This is a genomic window from Pseudomonas sp. Pseusp16 (assembly GCF_047324915.1).
Classification (GTDB): domain Bacteria; phylum Pseudomonadota; class Gammaproteobacteria; order Pseudomonadales; family Pseudomonadaceae; genus Aquipseudomonas; species Aquipseudomonas fluorescens_CD.
Window position 1 is genome coordinate 2644978 of record NZ_CP168522.1, and the last position, 16365, is coordinate 2661342.

Consider the following 16365-nt stretch of genomic DNA (forward strand, 5'->3'; position numbering starts at 1 on the left):
ATGGCATCGGCCATGCGCTAATAATTTTTATACGTTGATGGTGACGCTCTTACGCGATGTATAACTCTCCAGTGCACTTTCAATCGAATATTCCGCACCGATGCCGCTCCGCTTGGCACCGCCATATGACATCCCTGGAATCTGCCCACCTGCGCGATTGACCTGCAGCCAGCCGGCGTCGATCTGGCCAGTGACGCGCATCGCGGTGGTCAGATCATTGGTGAACACATATGCTGCCAAACCGTAAACGGTGTCGTTGGCCCACTGAACTACCTGCTCCTCGTCATCCCACGGAATGGCCACGAGCACTGGACCGAAGATTTCCTCTCGGCACACACGCCAGGAGTTGTCTACGCCAGTCAAAATTACAGGTTGCGGGTAGTAACCCTTCGCCACACCCAAAGCCTCAGGAACATCTCCAGTCAGCACCTCGGCGTTTTGCTGGAATGCTTCTTTGATGAATTCGCGGATTTCGGTGTAGCGCTCCGCATTGATCACAGCGCCGATATCTGTTGACTCGTCCAACGCGTCGCCGACCTTAAGCTTGCGCACTTCGGCGACTACGCGAGTCATCACTTCGTCCCAGACCGAACGGTGAACGAACAGGCGGGAACCTGCTGTGCACGATTGCCCTTGGCGAGCAAAACGCATGGCAGCGATGATGCCGTTGACGGTGGTATCGATGCGCTCAGGGGTTGCTGCGTCCGGATAGACGATACAAGGGCTCTTGCCGCCCAGCTCGAGAGTAGCGCGACCAATACGGTCGGCTACGGCATGGGCGATCAATTGGCCGACTTCCAAGGAACCGGTAAACGAGACCTTGGCGACATCATCATGCTTCGACAGTGAAGCGCCGGCTTCAATGCCAGTACCTGTCACAACGTTGAGTACGCCCGCAGGGAACAGGTCAGCGGCCAATTCAATGATCTTCAACACTGCCAGTGGCGCATCCTCCGCCGGCTTGAGCACGAGTGTATTACCCGTGCCCAGTGCCATAGCGATCTTCACAGCGGCCAGTACCAGCGGTGAGTTCCAAGGAATGATTGCACCGACGACACCCAGCGGTTCGCGGGTGGTGTAACTGAACAGACCTGGGCCAAGGGGAAGGGTTTCGCCTTTCTGCTCGGCGATGGTGCCACCGTAGTAACGCAGGACCTCAGCAGCGCTTTGGGTCTCAGGGCGGCTCTGGGTACGCAGGGCATTACCGGTTTCGGCAGCCAAGACGCGAGCGATCTCTTCCACGTTGGCGGTGATGCGGTTGCCCAGCTCTGTCAACAGCGCACCACGAGTTCGAGCAGCCAGCTTGCGCCAAGCCGGAAAAGCAGCTTTCGCTGCGGCAACTGCCGCGGCAACATCCTGTTCATCACTTGCCCCGACGCGGGCCAGTTCGTTACGGAAACAGGGGTTTTCCACGGAAAGGAACTTGCCTTTCGCCGGTTTGCGCCACTCACCATTCACGAACAAGCCCGTGATGCCTGCATCAGGCAGAACTACTTTAATCTGATTCGCAGTCATTTGAATTTTCCTCGAGTACATGTTCAGGCGGCAGGCAGGCTCAGACGAAGGTCCAGCAACTGTTCGTACAGCTCGTTGACGGAAGTCGAATCCTTTCCGCCAAGACCTTTGAGACGTGCAGCGTTATAGGTTTGCAGGACCAATTGCCCCAGAGGCATCGAGTAACTGGCGAACTCCTGCAGGCACAGGGAGATGTCCTTGTGCATCAGGTCGATCGCGAAATTGGCGGGACGCTCTTCGGTGAACAGCGTGCGAGGGAGGTAATCCAGCATTTTGCTGCCAGCCAGCCCTGCGCTGAAAACATCACACAGAACTTTGAGATCTGCGCCGGCTTTGACGCTGACCGAGAGCACCTCACCCAGCGCGACCGTGTTAATGGCGGTCAGCAGGTTGTGACTTAGTTTGGTCAGCTGGCCTGCGCCAATTGAGCCGCACTTAACGATACGGCTTGCAAGCACTTCCAGGACGGGACGGGCGTTTTCGATGACGGAATCTTTACCACCAATCATCAAAACCAAATTGCCCGATGCGGCACCGGCAACGCCACCGCTGACTGGGCTGTCGATGAAAGATACGTCTTTCTTCGCGCACTCAAGCGCCATAGCCTTGGAAGTAGCGGGATCAACGGTGCTGAAATCGATGATTGTAGTGCCCGCAGAAATGGTTTTGAGCACACCGGAGGCGCCTGTTACGGCATCTACCAAAGTCTTGGGACTTGGCAAACTCAACAGCGCGAAGTTTGCACCTTCTGCTGCACCGGCCGGGCTTTGCGCTGCGACAGCTCCGACTTTAACTAGCTCGCTGACCGCCTCTGAGTTCGGGTCAAAAACACGGACCTCGTGGCCAGCTTCGACAAGGCGAGCCGCCATACGCGACCCCATTCGTCCAACGCCTATAAATGCGAGTTTCATCTGTGCCTCGAAAAATTCTTGTAGGTATCTGAAACGTGATTCAGTCCCGGGCTAGTGCCGTACTGAAAAACGCGGTGCAGATCGAATATGCGAGACACAGAAAGGAAAAAAAAGCTGTTTATTTTTTCGTATATGGAAAGGAAATCTTTCCTTTTAGGCGGCGCACATTGTCGGTGCATGCGATCACTAGACGGTCAGTCCTTATTTGTTCCAGCTCAGACGGGCGGATTTAGTGCCAGACCTTTTGTAGACCATCTTGCGCACTGCGATGGTGCGTGCAATTCGTGTAAATTTGCTTGTAGGTATCTGTGTTCGTGACCCACTATTTCAGCAAGCTTCGGCTGCTCACGGGACACTCTCAATGGTGCTTCCCCGTAAAGCATCATGATGGGCATGTCGATCTCAAGGTCGTCAGCAAACAGGTGGGAGACCGCCAATCACGCTTCAAAAATCGCAAACTGCTTTCCCGTCGCCGACATAATGACACCCTGGTGTTGTCCGATGGTGCGAATGGAGAATGGACACCCCATGACTTGAGACGAACAGGAGCAACCATGATGCAAGCCTGGGGCATAAGCCTTGACGTGATAGATCGCTGCCGGAACCATGTGCTCGCAGGTTCTCGGGTCCGCCGGCACTACTTACATCATGATTATGCCGAAGAGAAAAAAGCAGCCTGGAGCCTGCTGAGCGAGAAGCTCTCTGAGATCATGATCGACCAGGATGATTTGTAGGGACTTGAGACACACCTCCGCCATCTTTACCCCAGCAGGTGATGCAGTTGCTGTACCAAGTCGATTTCATGGGCCAGAAAATCCAACGCTTTGAGACGATCAACGGACAACTTCCCCCACCAATCGCCATCCCCAAGCGAACAACTGAGCCTCGACCATGGCAGCCTGCTCGACATTGATTCAGCCATCCAACGACGATCATCTTTCGCCTTAATCGTTAATATTTATGTGCGAAAGTGACCGACCGCTGCATTCAACTCCTGATCCACCCGCTGGAGTTCAAGCGTCAAAATCTGCAACTTCTCACTTTCTTGGGCGCTTTCCTCTGCCACCTCGCGCACCCGAACTATGTTCTGGCTAGCCTGTTCCGCCAAAATCCGTTGTTGCTCCGCGGCCCCTGAGATTTGTTTGTTCATCTGTTCAATGCTCGAAACGGCGCGAGTAATTCGTGTCAACGCCTGAGATGCCTGACCAGCAAGGATCACTGTTTCACCTGTCAGTGCATGGCTACCCAGTAGCCGTTCAGTTGCCTGCTGGGCGACGCCACGCAGGCGACTGATCAAGTCTTCGATTTCGGCGGTAGAACTCTGCGTGCGGCGTGCCAGACCACGCACTTCGTCAGCTACTACAGCGAATCCACGACCGTGCTCTCCTGCTCGCGCGGCTTCTATGGCCGCATTTAACGCCAGTAAATTAGTCTGTTCTGCTACAGCTTTAATCACATCAAGCACACCGCCAATAGCAGTACTTTCTGCCAGCAACGATTGCATTGCGTCAGTGCAGCCGGTCATTTCCAAAGCCAGTTGGTTGATCTTGGACCCCGCTTGGCGTGCTAAGTCGTCACCTTCGCGCGCCTGGTCATCAGCAAGGGCTACTGCAGCACTGGCGTCCTTGACGTTACGTGCGACTTCGCCGGCCATCGCATTCATCTGTTGCATTGCGGTAGCGGCGATTTCAGTCTCCTGTCGTTGTCTCTCAACTCCCCGGCTGCTGCGCTGAATAACTTCTGCCAGGCTCCCTGCTGTTCCATTGAGCAGGCCTACCCCGGTACCAATTCGACCCACCAGGCCTCTCAGACTACCTAGCATGCTATTGACGGTATCCAATAGCTGCCCAAGCTCATCGTGTCGAACGCTTGCACCATCAGGCACACAACTCAGATCACCTGCGGCAACCTGCTGGGCAAGATGAACAGCCCGACGCAACGGCTGCAGTATCAAATGACGTATTAATAAACTCGCGCCAATACCCAGCGCTAACGCCAGTAGACTAATGAGGCCAAGCTGACTGTATGCGTTGCGACTATCGCGTTGTATCGCCTGGCTCTGAAATTGGTTGGCCTTATCCAACAACTCGCTGACTTGCTGAGTTTGCATGTTCATCGCTTCGCTGCTACGAGCGCTTTGCTTGCGGCTGGCAACAAACTGTTCGAAGGCTTTTCGATAATCTCCCAGTGCGTGACTTGCAGCCTGCAGCGAAACCTTCTCCTGATCATCGAGATTGAGCACCTGCATCGAAGACAGCAGGTCGCTCATGCTCATCTCCCAATCGCTACGGAAGCGCTCCTCACCATCCAACGAATAATACAGCTCACTGTCACGGAGCCTGGCCAGCTTGTCACGCAGAGCAGCGGTCTGTTCCAGCAACAACAGTTGCCCGCTGTCCGGAGGGGTACCTCGTTCCTGTTGCGCACTCAACGCATCCAACTGGTCGAGAAATACCAAGGTGAAGCTTTCTCCCGCTGTCTGCGCGAGTGTTTGCATGCGCATGCGAGCCTCTCGTGCTTGCTGAAGAGACTCGGCATAACTTAGGAACTGCTTTAAATAGTCGCTGGACGCATCCTGCATCGCGATGTCGGCGCTATTTTTTTGGGAGAGGCCATCAAAATGCCGAGTGAGCTGCTCAACTGCCCCTCGCACTTGATCCTGCGCCTGAGGAGAAAGACTCAGCGCATATTCTTTTTCCGCGATACGAGCCTGCAGGATCAACGTTTGAATCCAATCCTCGGTACGAAGTTGTTCACCACGAAGCCCTAACAGACTCAAAGAATGGAAGGCGGTAATCCCCACCCCGAGAGTGAATAGCAACACCAACCCAAAACCGATCGACAGCTTGGCTCCTACCGAGAGATTACCCAGTAGCCGGCTCACTAAAGACATACAAATCTCCTCTTCACGCTAGTGGTGGTGCACCCAGGAACAGGAAAATATGCCCATTGGCGGAGCCACTACTGCTTTGCCGACGGAGGCAGCGTCACTGGCCGGATAAGCCTGAACCAGGTCCAGGATTATCCGGGCGCTATATTCCTCCACGGCAGTTGTTGTGAAAGCCCTTGATCAACCGTAATACGCCGTGGCGCGCCGATCAGGCGTTGGCGCTGTGCAGACGCAGTGGTTGACCTGAAGTAGGTTGTTCACTCAACGCCACCGGCGTTGGCCACCTTGCTGCTGGAAGCATCGCTGCGGGGTGTGGAAGGCAAAAGAAAGTAAGCCAGTGCCGGCAGCAGGAGAAGAGCCCCCACCATGTTCCAGACAAACATGAACGCCAGGAGCACACCCATGTCAGCCTGGAACTTGATGGGGGAAAATATCCAGGTACCAACACCTATCGCCAAAGTTATCCCTGTGAGCATTACAACCTTCCCAGTGGAGACCAAGGCTCGGTAGTAAGCTTCGGAGAGGCTTTTTCCTTCGCGCAAGAAACCCAGCATGATGGTCATTACATACAGCGCGTAATCAACCCCGATACCGACACCTAGAGCGATTACCGGCAAGGTCGCCACTTTTACGCCAATACCTAACCCGACCATCAATGCCTCACACAGTATCGACGTGAGCATGAGCGGAATTACGGCACACAAAGTCGCTCGCCAAGACCTGAAGGTGATGAGGCAGAGCAAAATAACTGCGCCGTACACCCAAAACAGCATTTCGCGATTGGCCTCTTTAACCACAATGTTCGTTGCCGCCTCAATTCCCGCATTACCGGCGGCAAGCTGGAATTTGACTTCATCGGTGTCATTAGCCGCTGCAAAAGCCTCGACGTGATTTACCAGGCGCGTAAGAGTTTCGGCCTTATGGTCTTTAAGGAAAACGTAAAGCGTCAGCAGGCTGCAGGACTCGTTGTAAAGTCCACGCGGCGCGCTGGCGGTAATCATGTTGAGCATTGCCTGGTTGTTTTGCAGCTCGTACCACTTCGAGTTGCCCTCAGACAGCCCCACCAACATACGACGATTTAGCAGCGCCATGGAGTTCGTTGAATCTACCCCAGGCAAACTACGCAACTGCCAATCCAGATCGTCGACCTTACGTAAGATGTCGTAGCGAGAGCAGGCACCTTTCGGCGTCTTCACCATTATCGCGAACAGGTCACTACTGGCTCCGTAGCTGCGCGTCATGAAGGCATCATCCAGGTTATAACGCGAATCCGGACGGAGCTCTGGCGCACCCGCATCCAGATCGCCAATGGCCAGATGCAAGCTGACCATAAAACCCAGCACAGCAGCCACCAGGCTGACACCCACGCTGACCAAGGCCCATGGCTTGCGAGTGAAAAGATCAAGGAATCGCCAAAAACCGTGTCGCGCTTGACCACTCTGCTCTGCCCGTTCGCTCTTGAGGCTCAGTTCGGCCGCGCAGCGATTGACGCCGATATAGGAGAGCAGGACGGGTAGCAGAATGAGGTTGGTAAAAATCAGCACGGCAACGCCAATGCTGGCGATAATGGCCAAGTCTTGAATGACTTTGATCTGAATGATCATTAACACGGCGAAACCCACCGCATCACAAAGCAGCGCAGTCAGGCCGGCAAGAAACAGTCGACGAAACGTGAAGCGCGCGGCAACCACTCGGTGCATTCCACGACCAATATCCTGCATGATTCCGTTCATTTTCTGGGCACCATGACTCATGCCAATGGCAAACACCAGAAAGGGCACCAGGACCGAATATGGGTCAAGCTCATACCCCAGCAACGGCAGCAAACCAAGCTGCCAGACAACCGCCACTACTGAGCAAAGCACAACCAGAAATGTGCTCCGCAGGCATCGGGTGTAGCCATATAGCACTACTGTCGTGATAGCGATGGCGGCGGCAAAGAACAGCATGATTTGCCCCAGTCCATCTATCAGGTCACCTACCTTCTTTGCGAACCCCGTGATGTGAATGTCAATGTTGTCACTTTGAAACTCGGCGCGAAGCGCTTCCAGCTGAGCAGAAAGTTTGGCGTAGTCGAGCGGCTGGCCGTCCGGCGTGCGTGACAGCAAAGGAATGGAAATGATGCTGGACCGTTGGTCGAAGGCTACCAGTTGGCCTATCTCGTTGGACAACTGCACATTGCTGCGTAACTCAGCGAGGGATGCAGGGCTGCCGTCGTACTTGTCAGGAATGACCGGTCCACCATCGAGCCCATCCTCCGTCACCGAAACCCAGCGGGTGGAAGGCGTCCATAGCGACTTCATGTAAACGCGGTCCACGCCTGGCAGCAAAAAGATACGATCGTTCATGGACTGCAAAGTACGCAGGTAATCAGTGTCGTAGATATCCCCTTTCTTGTTGGCAACAGCGATACGCACCGTATTACCGAGTCCGGAGAGCTCCTTTTGATTGGCTAGATAATTGGCAATGTAGGGATGACCAGTCGGGATCATCTTCTCGAAACTAGCGTTCAATCCCAGTCGAGTGGATTGCCAGCCGAGCAGGACCGTCGTCAGTAGACATAGCAGAAGCACCCAGTGGCGATGGTTGAATAGAGCACGCTCAACCAAGGTCCCTGACCTTGGATCAAATATGCCTGACTCAGGCAGGGAAGGATGACGAGCGGAATTCATATGCTCACTCCGAAACTTCAGTGGCGGGATGTGAAAAACGTGACAATCCAGCAAAACCGGAGGCAATCAGACTACCGTCGACCGCCTCAACAATGCTGCTCACGGGAATTCCCAGCGGATTGCCCACCGGATTAAGTGCTAAACCATTTGAGGCGGAGCTACTGAACAAATCTCCAGTTTGATTGGCTAGTAATACACTTCCATCTGGCAATCGAGTGGAACTACTGATCGAATTCAGCCAAGCCACCTTCAATTGATTAAAGCTGGCACCATCATCAGATGACAAATAGGCATGGCCTTTAAGACCCGCAATCAGCAGAGCTCCGTCACCCCGTATATTGGCGGTGAAAAAGCTACCGTTATATGGGCTTGGCAATTGAGAGAAAGACTCTCCGTCATCTGTTGAGCGAGCTACATAACCTTGTTCACCGGCCAGGAACCAAAGGTGGTCTTTCCGAGCGATCGCGTAGATGTGTACAAGCGACGGATTTTCGATGCGGCCTATCAGCGACTGCCATGTTGCCCCACCATCCTGAGTAGAAAAAACCATTCCGTAGGAGCCGGCTACGAGGCCATGCCTGGTATCAAGAAAATGCAGCGCAAGAAATGGTTTATCCGGCCCATCTGCTACCAGGCGTTCGGCATTGGAAATGCGCATATCAGCTGTGTCGGCATCGACTGCATCAGCCTTGTTATCTTGAGCTGCCTTCAACTCAATCTCTGCAGCCTGTATACCCGTGAGCTGGAGGCTCCAGCGCTCACCACCGTCCGCAGTGGCCAACACGGTGCCACCGTGTCCGACTGCCCAGCCATGTTTGTCATCGATGAACTGAACCGCAACCAGACTGACTGAGACCGGTACCTGCACCTGTCGCCAGGACTGGCCATTGTCATCGGAAAGTACAATGACGCCTCTTTCACCAACCGCAATCAGTCGATCACCAGCACGTGCCAAATCAATCAGAACAGCATGAGCGGGTGTGGCGATTTGCATCGCCGGTGAGCTCAGGACAGAGCCAACGGCACCACCCTCAGCACAAGCAAGCGAAGCTATAGCAGACAAAGCCAAAGCTAATGCCAAGGCACTTAAACGACTGTTTATTATCATTTTTATTATCTCTTGAATCGCGTGTTGCAAAAGCACCGACAACCGAGATTGTCGGAGCTTTTCAGAGAGTATTAGCGTTAACGCACACCCTGCCCCGCCATTACTGTTGGCGAGAAGTCAGACTTCTTGAAACGATCGACAATCCCCCATTGCGAGGGCTGTCCAGTGAGCAGGTCAAGTACAAACCAAGTACCGGACATAAAGTCATAGAACCCCGACGAGACAGAAGCCTGGGCAGGGATATCTGGCATGACTGCCGGTAGCGCCCACAGTGTTTTGGCCAATTGACCACTTGCATCCCAACGATCGCCCAACAACGCTTGCCAGGTATCTTCATCCAGGTAGTAACGGCTTTTAACCATTTGATGGCGCTCGCCAGGCTTCAGATTTGCCTCGACAACCCACACACGATGCAGTTCCCAGCGCAAGACGTCAGGATTAAGATGCCGCTTACCAAGTACGTCTTCCGGTTTGCCTGCGGTAAAGAACTTATTGGTGTTATAGGGAATATATAGTTCCTTTTTCCCTACCAACTTCCAATTGAACCTGTTGAGCCGCCCTTTATAAACGGACAGTTCATCATAGGCCATCACGCCTGCTGTTGAAGGCGCTGGCGTGTCGCAACAGGAGTTAGGTACCTTGCGCACTCGCCGTTGACCGGCAAGGTAGATATGCGTCTGTGACTTATCGGCATTGAGATTGGCCCGATCCATCGCCTGCTCACCAGCACGAATCGGTGGGCCAATATTAAGCAGGCGAATCATCCAGTAATCGCCATCGAAAGTCTGCGCCGAGCCATCCTGAAAGTAATACGGCATCTCTTGGATAGCCTTACCATCGGTAGTCATTACTTGTTGACCATCGGCAGTCATCAAATAAAAGCGAGCGTCCCGCGTAATGGAAGTACCGCTCCAACTCAGCAGATGGTTCCACATCGCCTCGTCACCATTTTTCGGAATCGGAAATGGGATGCCGCCATAAGCCCCTTCGGGCATTGGACCCGCGCTCCCCTCTACCAGCTTGGCATTAACCGCATTCTTGACTGTATTGTCATATACCCACTGCGGAGCCGCTGCTGTTCGACGTGTTGGGTAGATATCCATTCGATAGGTGTCTGGATACCGCTTGAACATTTCTTTAACACCATCGCTCAACTTATCTGCGTATTGAGCCATGTTCTTCGAAGTAATGCTGAACAGTGGTTTATCCGCGGCGAAAGGATCGCCACGTTTACCACCCTTCTGATACGACGGATCAACGGTGGTATATCCACCCTCCCATGCCGGGATAGTTTTATCCGCGTTACCAGCCCGCTCAGCGCCAAAGGGAGTCAGGCTTTTACCTAAATCATCTACTCCGGTAGCCATCGCGGACGCACTGAAAGCAACAGCACTCACTATGAAAAAATAAGCGGCACTGAATTTAATTCGAGAAATCATGCTCAAGTCCTCTTAGAAAGTGCTCTTGATAGAGAAGGCCAGGTAATCCCGATCTTTAAATGATTGCTTATAATTAAACTGGCTGGCCTCATTGAGCGTAGTGTCAGATGGACCGTAATAATGTGTGTACGTCAAACCGCAAGTGACACGATCAAGATAGGTGGCGGTTACACCGATATTGAAATCACCACCTTTATCAGGACCGAAAGCGCCAACTACAGCAGACTTACCCATAGGGAAATAGCTGACGCCCAGCGGAACACCAAGGTCGATGCCTGGGAAGACCTGACGATAAGTTGGTGTATACACCAACTTGAGCCCTACCCCGTCGTCTGTAGCATTCGGATCCAGTGCCGATCGGTTTTCAGTAACCTTCAACAAACGATTCCAGGCAATTTCACCGATCAAGCTAGCCTCATTGGATATGAAAGTTGGCTCGAGAGAAGCGAGCACGTTCAAATTCACATGGGCAGTCCGCCCGACCGCGTACAGTGGATGCTTGTCGTTGTCAGCTTCTACATCAGGCAGTACGACCTGACCATTCGATACCAGGGGCATATTCCAGCGCATAGACGCTTCCCCGGCAAAGTTATACTCACCCACTGATGTGGTAAAACTTGCACCCAGTGCGCGTATATCCTCCGGATACACCCAGAAGAACTCACCTACTTGCCCGGTTGCAAAATTAGGGGCGCCTACGCCAGGGCGCAGGTACAACTGGGGGGTTTTATCGTGGTATTGGATAGCATAAAGCCCGTAATCGACAGTTTCTGCTGCATAGCGCAACTGCAGGCCACCCTGTCCAGAATTCCGGGCTTTTTTGTCCTTACCATGAAAAAAGGCCGCGGGGCTGCTTGGATTACCACCGAGAAAATCCGGGAATGGCTCACCAACAATAAGGCGCTCAGCCCCCTCTCCCATCATGTCGAGCGTGGAAAAATAGCTACCCGCCGCAGGTAGTCGTGTTTGTTCCCACTCAAACTGATAGAACGCACCCAACGAAAGCTCATCAGTAAGTTGGTAGGAAGTAGACAACTGACTGACTGGCCTGGTGATTTCCTTGAACTGGGTGTTGGGTACTGAAATAGCCTTTACCACGTCCACCGGAGCCATTCCGCCAGCAATCCCGTTGGACCCGAAAAACAGACTTTCCCCCCAAATTAGGCCATGCCGACCCAAACGAAAGGACAAAGCTCGATCCGCAACTTCACCATTCCAATAGACGAATGCATCTAATAACTCACCATCACCGCCGTGTAGATGTCGAGTGTCATCAGTGAATTCGTCATAGGCAACCGACACCTGATTCGCGCGCGCGGGGTTGTTGTTATCGTTGTCCTTCTGGTATTCGGTGTCGAACCAGGCTGCCCCGCTTAGACGACCACCAAAATTGCGGTAACCGATATCCATTTCCGAGAGCAGGTCGAAACGGTTAGAGATGAGGCCCTTATCAAAAGCACGGTCACCGTCATCCTGGTTCAGGCTGACTTGGCTTTTCGAAAGCTTGCTGCTTGGGTCCTTCAGACGCCATGCAGAACTGTACTTGAGGGTGTTATCCCAGCGTGCACTAAGATCGTTGTCACCCGTATCAATTTGAAATGCACTGGCACTCATCGATATCACACTCAGCGCACCACCTGCGAGAACGCATGATAAGAACTTTGGCCGCCCTGAAGGCGACGGATATGAGTACGCAGTAGACTTGATTACACGCATATACGAACCTCTTTTGTTTTTGTATTAGGCTTCGCTAAATTTAAATTTGACGCTGCTTAACCGCTCCTTCCAAAAACTCATATACCTACCCGGGTCTCACCGAGCACCAGCGATATGACCATTCCCATAAGATTTAACGATACGGGACGTTTCGTATACTTACAGCTATCAACCAGGCCTGTCAAGCCCAGGGTGAGGTGTTTTGCCTACGGTTCCCTGTTGGGGGGATTTTGGCTGGCATAGCGTACCCCGGCAGCCTCAAAATCCGCGGACCCACCAGCAGAAAGCGCTAAAGGAGAGATAGTTGTAATCTTTTGAGATTGGGAAGTCGCCGCCCCCTTTCCTGCCGTGTTAACAGGCGACGCGCAGGCGCAATCTCACCATTCATCTGCTAAGCGGCGACAAGCACAAATAAAACAGAACGTACCGTTTAGTGCGTTCCCATTTGTCATGTTCTGCAAGATGACTGCAAGAAAAGTTAAGGTTTAGAGGTCAACCTGAAGGGGACAAAATAGCGTCACGTATCGCTTCTCTATACTCTGGGAATCGATACGCGCTGAATGGTAGGTGGCGTCAAGGGCCGTAAAGCTAAATCGCCACAATGATTTTATTAAAAAAACGCTTGCACTAGAAGCCAAGCGTAAAGTTGCAGCACCTAATTAAAATTTAAGCATTCCATTGAGCATCACCGTGTCGCCCTCCGAAGTATTTCGAGCATAAACATCTTTTTGATAGCCGAGTACTATTCCAAAATCCCGACTTGCGTAGCCCACTTGCGGGCCGACCTTTATGGATTTGGTTCGATTACCTACATCATTCCCCTGGGACTGGTCATCATTCACCTGGGTCGATAAATACCCACCAATACCTGCCAGCCAGTTCTGGGTCAGCCGATAGTTAAATCCATAGTCTGCAACGACCTGCACTCCAGATTTATAGTCAGTCTTTGGATTTTCGTAACTATAGTTAACACTGATCTTCGAGCTAACCTCAACTTTCGGCATTGGAAACCACGTAAAGGCGTAAGCAGCATAAATTGCCTTACTATTGCTTCCTGGATTAATCAAGGCATGTTCATCATATTTACCCCAAGGCGCTACAAAATCTAACTCAATGTTATGAAGATAGGTTGGAGACTGCCAACTGACCAAGGCACCGAATAATGGGTCGCCCATTCCATTCGAGGAGTCTCTACCAAATGCTCCCAATGCAGGAATATCCAGGTGACCGGCAACGTAAGGAACTGCGAGCTGCAATGATACGTTCCCGCCAAGTAGTGTTGGCCCATCAAGCGTGTGTACTACTCTCAAAGCATGAGAGTGAACTCTTCCTTTAGCCTTTTGAAATACCTTACTTCCTTGTCCATCGCGAATTGAATCTATGGCAACAGTTTTATTGTATGTATAGGCATGGGTTTCGCCTGGAGCACCTACTGCCCCACTCATGACAGTTACAATACCCAATGGATAACTTGAAGCACCTCCTTCAAGCGCCATCGATTTGGCGGCAAACAGCAATACACCAAAACAAATCACCTGGCGAAAATCAGCGGGAGTCTTCATCACACGTTCCTTTCTTGTTTTTGTTCTTAGCAATGGAAATTGACGCAATCAAGCAATACAAGAGTCTGCCAAAAATCCTTTGGCTGCTACTCTTCCAGGAAAAATATTTCTCCCACCTCAGTAATTTCCAAACTTACAGGAATCAAACGCAAGCCAAGACAGGGACCTTTTATGCACAAACCCGAACTAATTTCAAACAACGCACCATGACCACTACAAACGATATGCCTGGACTCGCCGTCGAGATATCGATTCTTGCGCACTGGCATAGTTGAGCCCGGCCAATGGGGACAAGAGTTTTTATAGCCAAAAATATTCCCGCAGTCATTGACTAAAAAAATGTCGTCGGGGCCTATGCTTCCCTTCCTGAACCCCAAAGATTGGCCTGGCGCAATTTGCTCGAGATGGCAAAGCCTGCGGCGATCAGATTTTGCCATCTTTAACTTCCCTCCTTATTAATCAGGCTTGCCGCCAGGAGCCCATTTTTCACGCCATTGGAACAGGAACACTTGGGAGTTATCCATGATTGCAGGGGCTACGCGCGGCGACCAGTCATCGTCGTGCTGATCCATATCGGCGTCGTACTCGATGTGGCAGCCCAATGGGGTGTTGAAGTACCAGAACCAGTTAGACCCAAACTTATGTCGCCCTGGCCCCCAATATGACTCATAACCTTTAGCTGCAAACGCATAGCCGGCTTGCAGTACTTCCTGCGGCCCCCCCATATGGAAGGTAAAGTGTTCGCATCCCTGCAAATGCGGCGGGGTTTGAATGAAGAAAAGGGTGTGGTGGTCGAAAGTACCCGCAGGACGCAGAAATGGCCCCATCCCGACAAATTTGTCGGTGAGTTTGAAGCCCAGACGATCCGCATAGAAGCGCTCGGCCTTTTCGATATCTGGAACGAAATAGACAACGTGGGAGAGCGTTCGTGGCTTCGGAGCGAGCTCGGAACTTTCATCCACACCGGTTTTGTTTGCAGGACGGTGAATATCTCCAGGCGCGTTTACGCGCTCGGCAGGCAGTTTGTGCGGCTTTCTCATCGAAACTTGAAAGCCCAGGGCGAATCCGAGATCGTCCACTAACTCCAGTGAACCATCAGCCAGAACCTTGACTTCTCGCTCGCCCTCAAATTCCTTCCGGATGCTCGCGAGAGTCGCGACGTCTTTTACGCCATACATTGTCTTGCGCAACATGTTCGCGGTCGGCAAATTCCAGGCAGGTAGCGAGGGATCGTCACGATGTTTGATAACTACACCAGTTCCATCCAATGCCTCAAAGCGTCCGCCCCCTACCGGCTCAAGGCCGTAATCCTCCAGGAAGCGCTCGCAGAGCGCGACATCGTCAACACCAAAATACAAAGTGTCCGGGCCAAGGATGTTCATTTCAACACCTGTCAAAGAATGCGTTTTTGTTATGTCAGGCCCGAACCATTGCAGGGCCTGAGATCTCTGATGCGCGCGTGAGTTTCAAATACACGTCACATGAATGGCTTGCGCTCTTCAGGCCACCATAGACCGGAGATAGGTTGCCCCATCTTGTTGCGCAAAGTTCCAACGCCATCAACGATGATTTCGACGACATCACCGGGCTGGAGCCTGCGATCGAGCTCCAGAGCTGAACCACCGCCCATCGTACCCGAGCCGATTACATCGCCAGGCACGATGGCTTCACCAAGGCTGGCCCAGGCAATCAGCTCACCAATCGTCCAAAGTTTGTTGGAGCTGTCACCCTTACCCCAAGTCTCGCCATTGACGCGGACTTCCATGCCGATCCGGTCCAGATCTTTGAATTCATCGACGGTGGTAATCCAAGGCCCGATACCGTAGGCGAAGTCTTTGCACTTGGTGGGGCCCATCCCAATCGGCATTTCGACCGCCTGACAATCGCGGGCACTAAAGTCATTGAAGATGGTGATACCAAACAAGTGATCAAGGGCGTTTTCAGGGCGCAGGCTTTCTCCACGCTTGCCGATGACGTAACCAAGCTCCAACTCGTAGTCCATGTGCTGGATGTATCCTGGCCACGGAACTTCCGCTTCATGCCCAATCACTGTATGCGGCGTACCTTTGAAATAGCCAGGCACCTTCAAGAGATTTGGAGTGGGCGGCTGGCCAATTTTTTCATGGAAGCCTTTGATGTGGCCCACGAATGTCAGTCCATCTCGCACCACAGAAGGATCCGAGGCTGGCAACCACTGCACGCTATCGAATGAGATCGAATGTGCATCTGGCCGTTTTGCATTGATTTTTTCTGCCGCCTCGATAAACGGCGTGCCCAGTGCAATTGCCGCCGACATGCTGCCGGGGAAAACAGCATTTGCATATTGCAGAGCGCTTTCCCGGGAAGAACCGCCCTTGACCAACTGCTCATGGAGCGCGCGCTTCAGGTCGATGACCCGATGCTCCTCTGGAAATACCAGCACCAGGCGCGCTTCCGCGCCGTCGGGCCCGTTAACAGAAATTCGACCTAGCTTCATGTGATTCCCCTCTTTTTATTGACTTGAATGAGCCTGAATCAGCTTTCCAGGACCTAAAGCTAAACGACACGCACCG

Annotated in this window: 11 protein-coding genes and 2 pseudogenes; 1 reads left to right on the forward strand and 12 read right to left on the reverse strand. The window is 52.6% G+C overall.

Annotation, left to right across the window (positions count from 1 at the left end; translation table 11 throughout):
- Nucleotides 1-27 precede the first annotated feature (27 nt).
- Nucleotides 28-1515, reverse strand: a complete 1488-nt coding sequence (locus ACEN8Q_RS11775; protein WP_413705239.1) for an aldehyde dehydrogenase family protein — start codon at nucleotides 1513-1515, stop codon at nucleotides 28-30.
- Between the two features lie 23 nt (nucleotides 1516-1538).
- Nucleotides 1539-2426: an NAD(P)-dependent oxidoreductase gene (locus ACEN8Q_RS11780; protein WP_413705240.1), complete on the reverse strand. Its 888-nt coding sequence runs from the start codon at nucleotides 2424-2426 to the stop codon at nucleotides 1539-1541.
- Nucleotides 2427-2728: 302 nt separating this feature from the next.
- On the opposite strand from ACEN8Q_RS11780, the pseudogene ACEN8Q_RS11785 reads away from it, so the two are divergent.
- Nucleotides 2729-3160 (forward strand): annotated as a pseudogene (locus ACEN8Q_RS11785) (site-specific integrase); the annotation flags it as partial.
- Between the two features lie 224 nt (nucleotides 3161-3384).
- On the opposite strand, the gene ACEN8Q_RS11790 reads toward ACEN8Q_RS11785, so the two are convergent.
- From ACEN8Q_RS11790 to ACEN8Q_RS11835, 10 genes and pseudogenes are all read right to left on the reverse strand, one after another.
- The gene (locus ACEN8Q_RS11790) at nucleotides 3385-4248 is read right to left on the reverse strand and encodes a methyl-accepting chemotaxis protein (protein WP_413705492.1); all 864 of its coding nucleotides are present in this window, start codon (nucleotides 4246-4248) and stop codon (nucleotides 3385-3387) included.
- Nucleotides 4243-5319 (reverse strand): annotated as a pseudogene (locus ACEN8Q_RS11795) (HAMP domain-containing protein); the annotation flags it as partial. The pseudogene ACEN8Q_RS11795 and the gene ACEN8Q_RS11790, both read right to left, overlap by 6 nt.
- Nucleotides 5320-5573: 254 nt before the next feature.
- Nucleotides 5574-7988 (reverse strand): efflux RND transporter permease subunit, encoded by a 2415-nt coding sequence (locus tag ACEN8Q_RS11800; protein ID WP_413705241.1) that lies wholly within the window; start codon nucleotides 7986-7988, stop codon nucleotides 5574-5576.
- 4 nt (nucleotides 7989-7992) lie between these two features.
- Nucleotides 7993-9096: a WD40/YVTN/BNR-like repeat-containing protein gene (locus ACEN8Q_RS11805; protein ID WP_413705242.1), complete on the reverse strand. Its 1104-nt coding sequence runs from the start codon at nucleotides 9094-9096 to the stop codon at nucleotides 7993-7995.
- A gap of 77 nt (nucleotides 9097-9173) precedes the next feature.
- Nucleotides 9174-10535 carry a DUF1329 domain-containing protein gene (locus tag ACEN8Q_RS11810; RefSeq protein WP_413705243.1) on the reverse strand — a complete coding sequence of 454 codons (1362 nt, stop codon included), beginning with the start codon at nucleotides 10533-10535 and terminating at the stop codon, nucleotides 9174-9176.
- Nucleotides 10536-10547: 12 nt separating this feature from the next.
- Complete coding sequence (locus ACEN8Q_RS11815) at nucleotides 10548-12251, reverse strand: DUF1302 domain-containing protein (protein ID WP_413705244.1); 1704 nt, start codon at nucleotides 12249-12251, stop codon at nucleotides 10548-10550.
- 659 nt (nucleotides 12252-12910) lie between these two features.
- Nucleotides 12911-13813, reverse strand: a complete 903-nt coding sequence (locus tag ACEN8Q_RS11820) for a transporter (RefSeq protein ID WP_413421245.1) — start codon at nucleotides 13811-13813, stop codon at nucleotides 12911-12913.
- A gap of 86 nt (nucleotides 13814-13899) precedes the next feature.
- A complete protein-coding gene (locus ACEN8Q_RS11825) occupies nucleotides 13900-14250 on the reverse strand; it encodes a Rieske (2Fe-2S) protein (RefSeq protein ID WP_413421243.1) in 351 nt (116 codons plus the stop codon).
- Nucleotides 14251-14268: 18 nt separating this feature from the next.
- On the reverse strand, nucleotides 14269-15195 hold the full coding sequence (locus tag ACEN8Q_RS11830) for a VOC family protein (RefSeq protein WP_413421241.1): 927 nt from the start codon (nucleotides 15193-15195) through the stop codon (nucleotides 14269-14271).
- A 95-nt stretch (nucleotides 15196-15290) separates the two neighbouring features.
- Nucleotides 15291-16289, reverse strand: a complete 999-nt coding sequence (locus ACEN8Q_RS11835; RefSeq protein ID WP_413421239.1) for a fumarylacetoacetate hydrolase family protein — start codon at nucleotides 16287-16289, stop codon at nucleotides 15291-15293.
- Nucleotides 16290-16365: the final 76 nt, after the last annotated feature.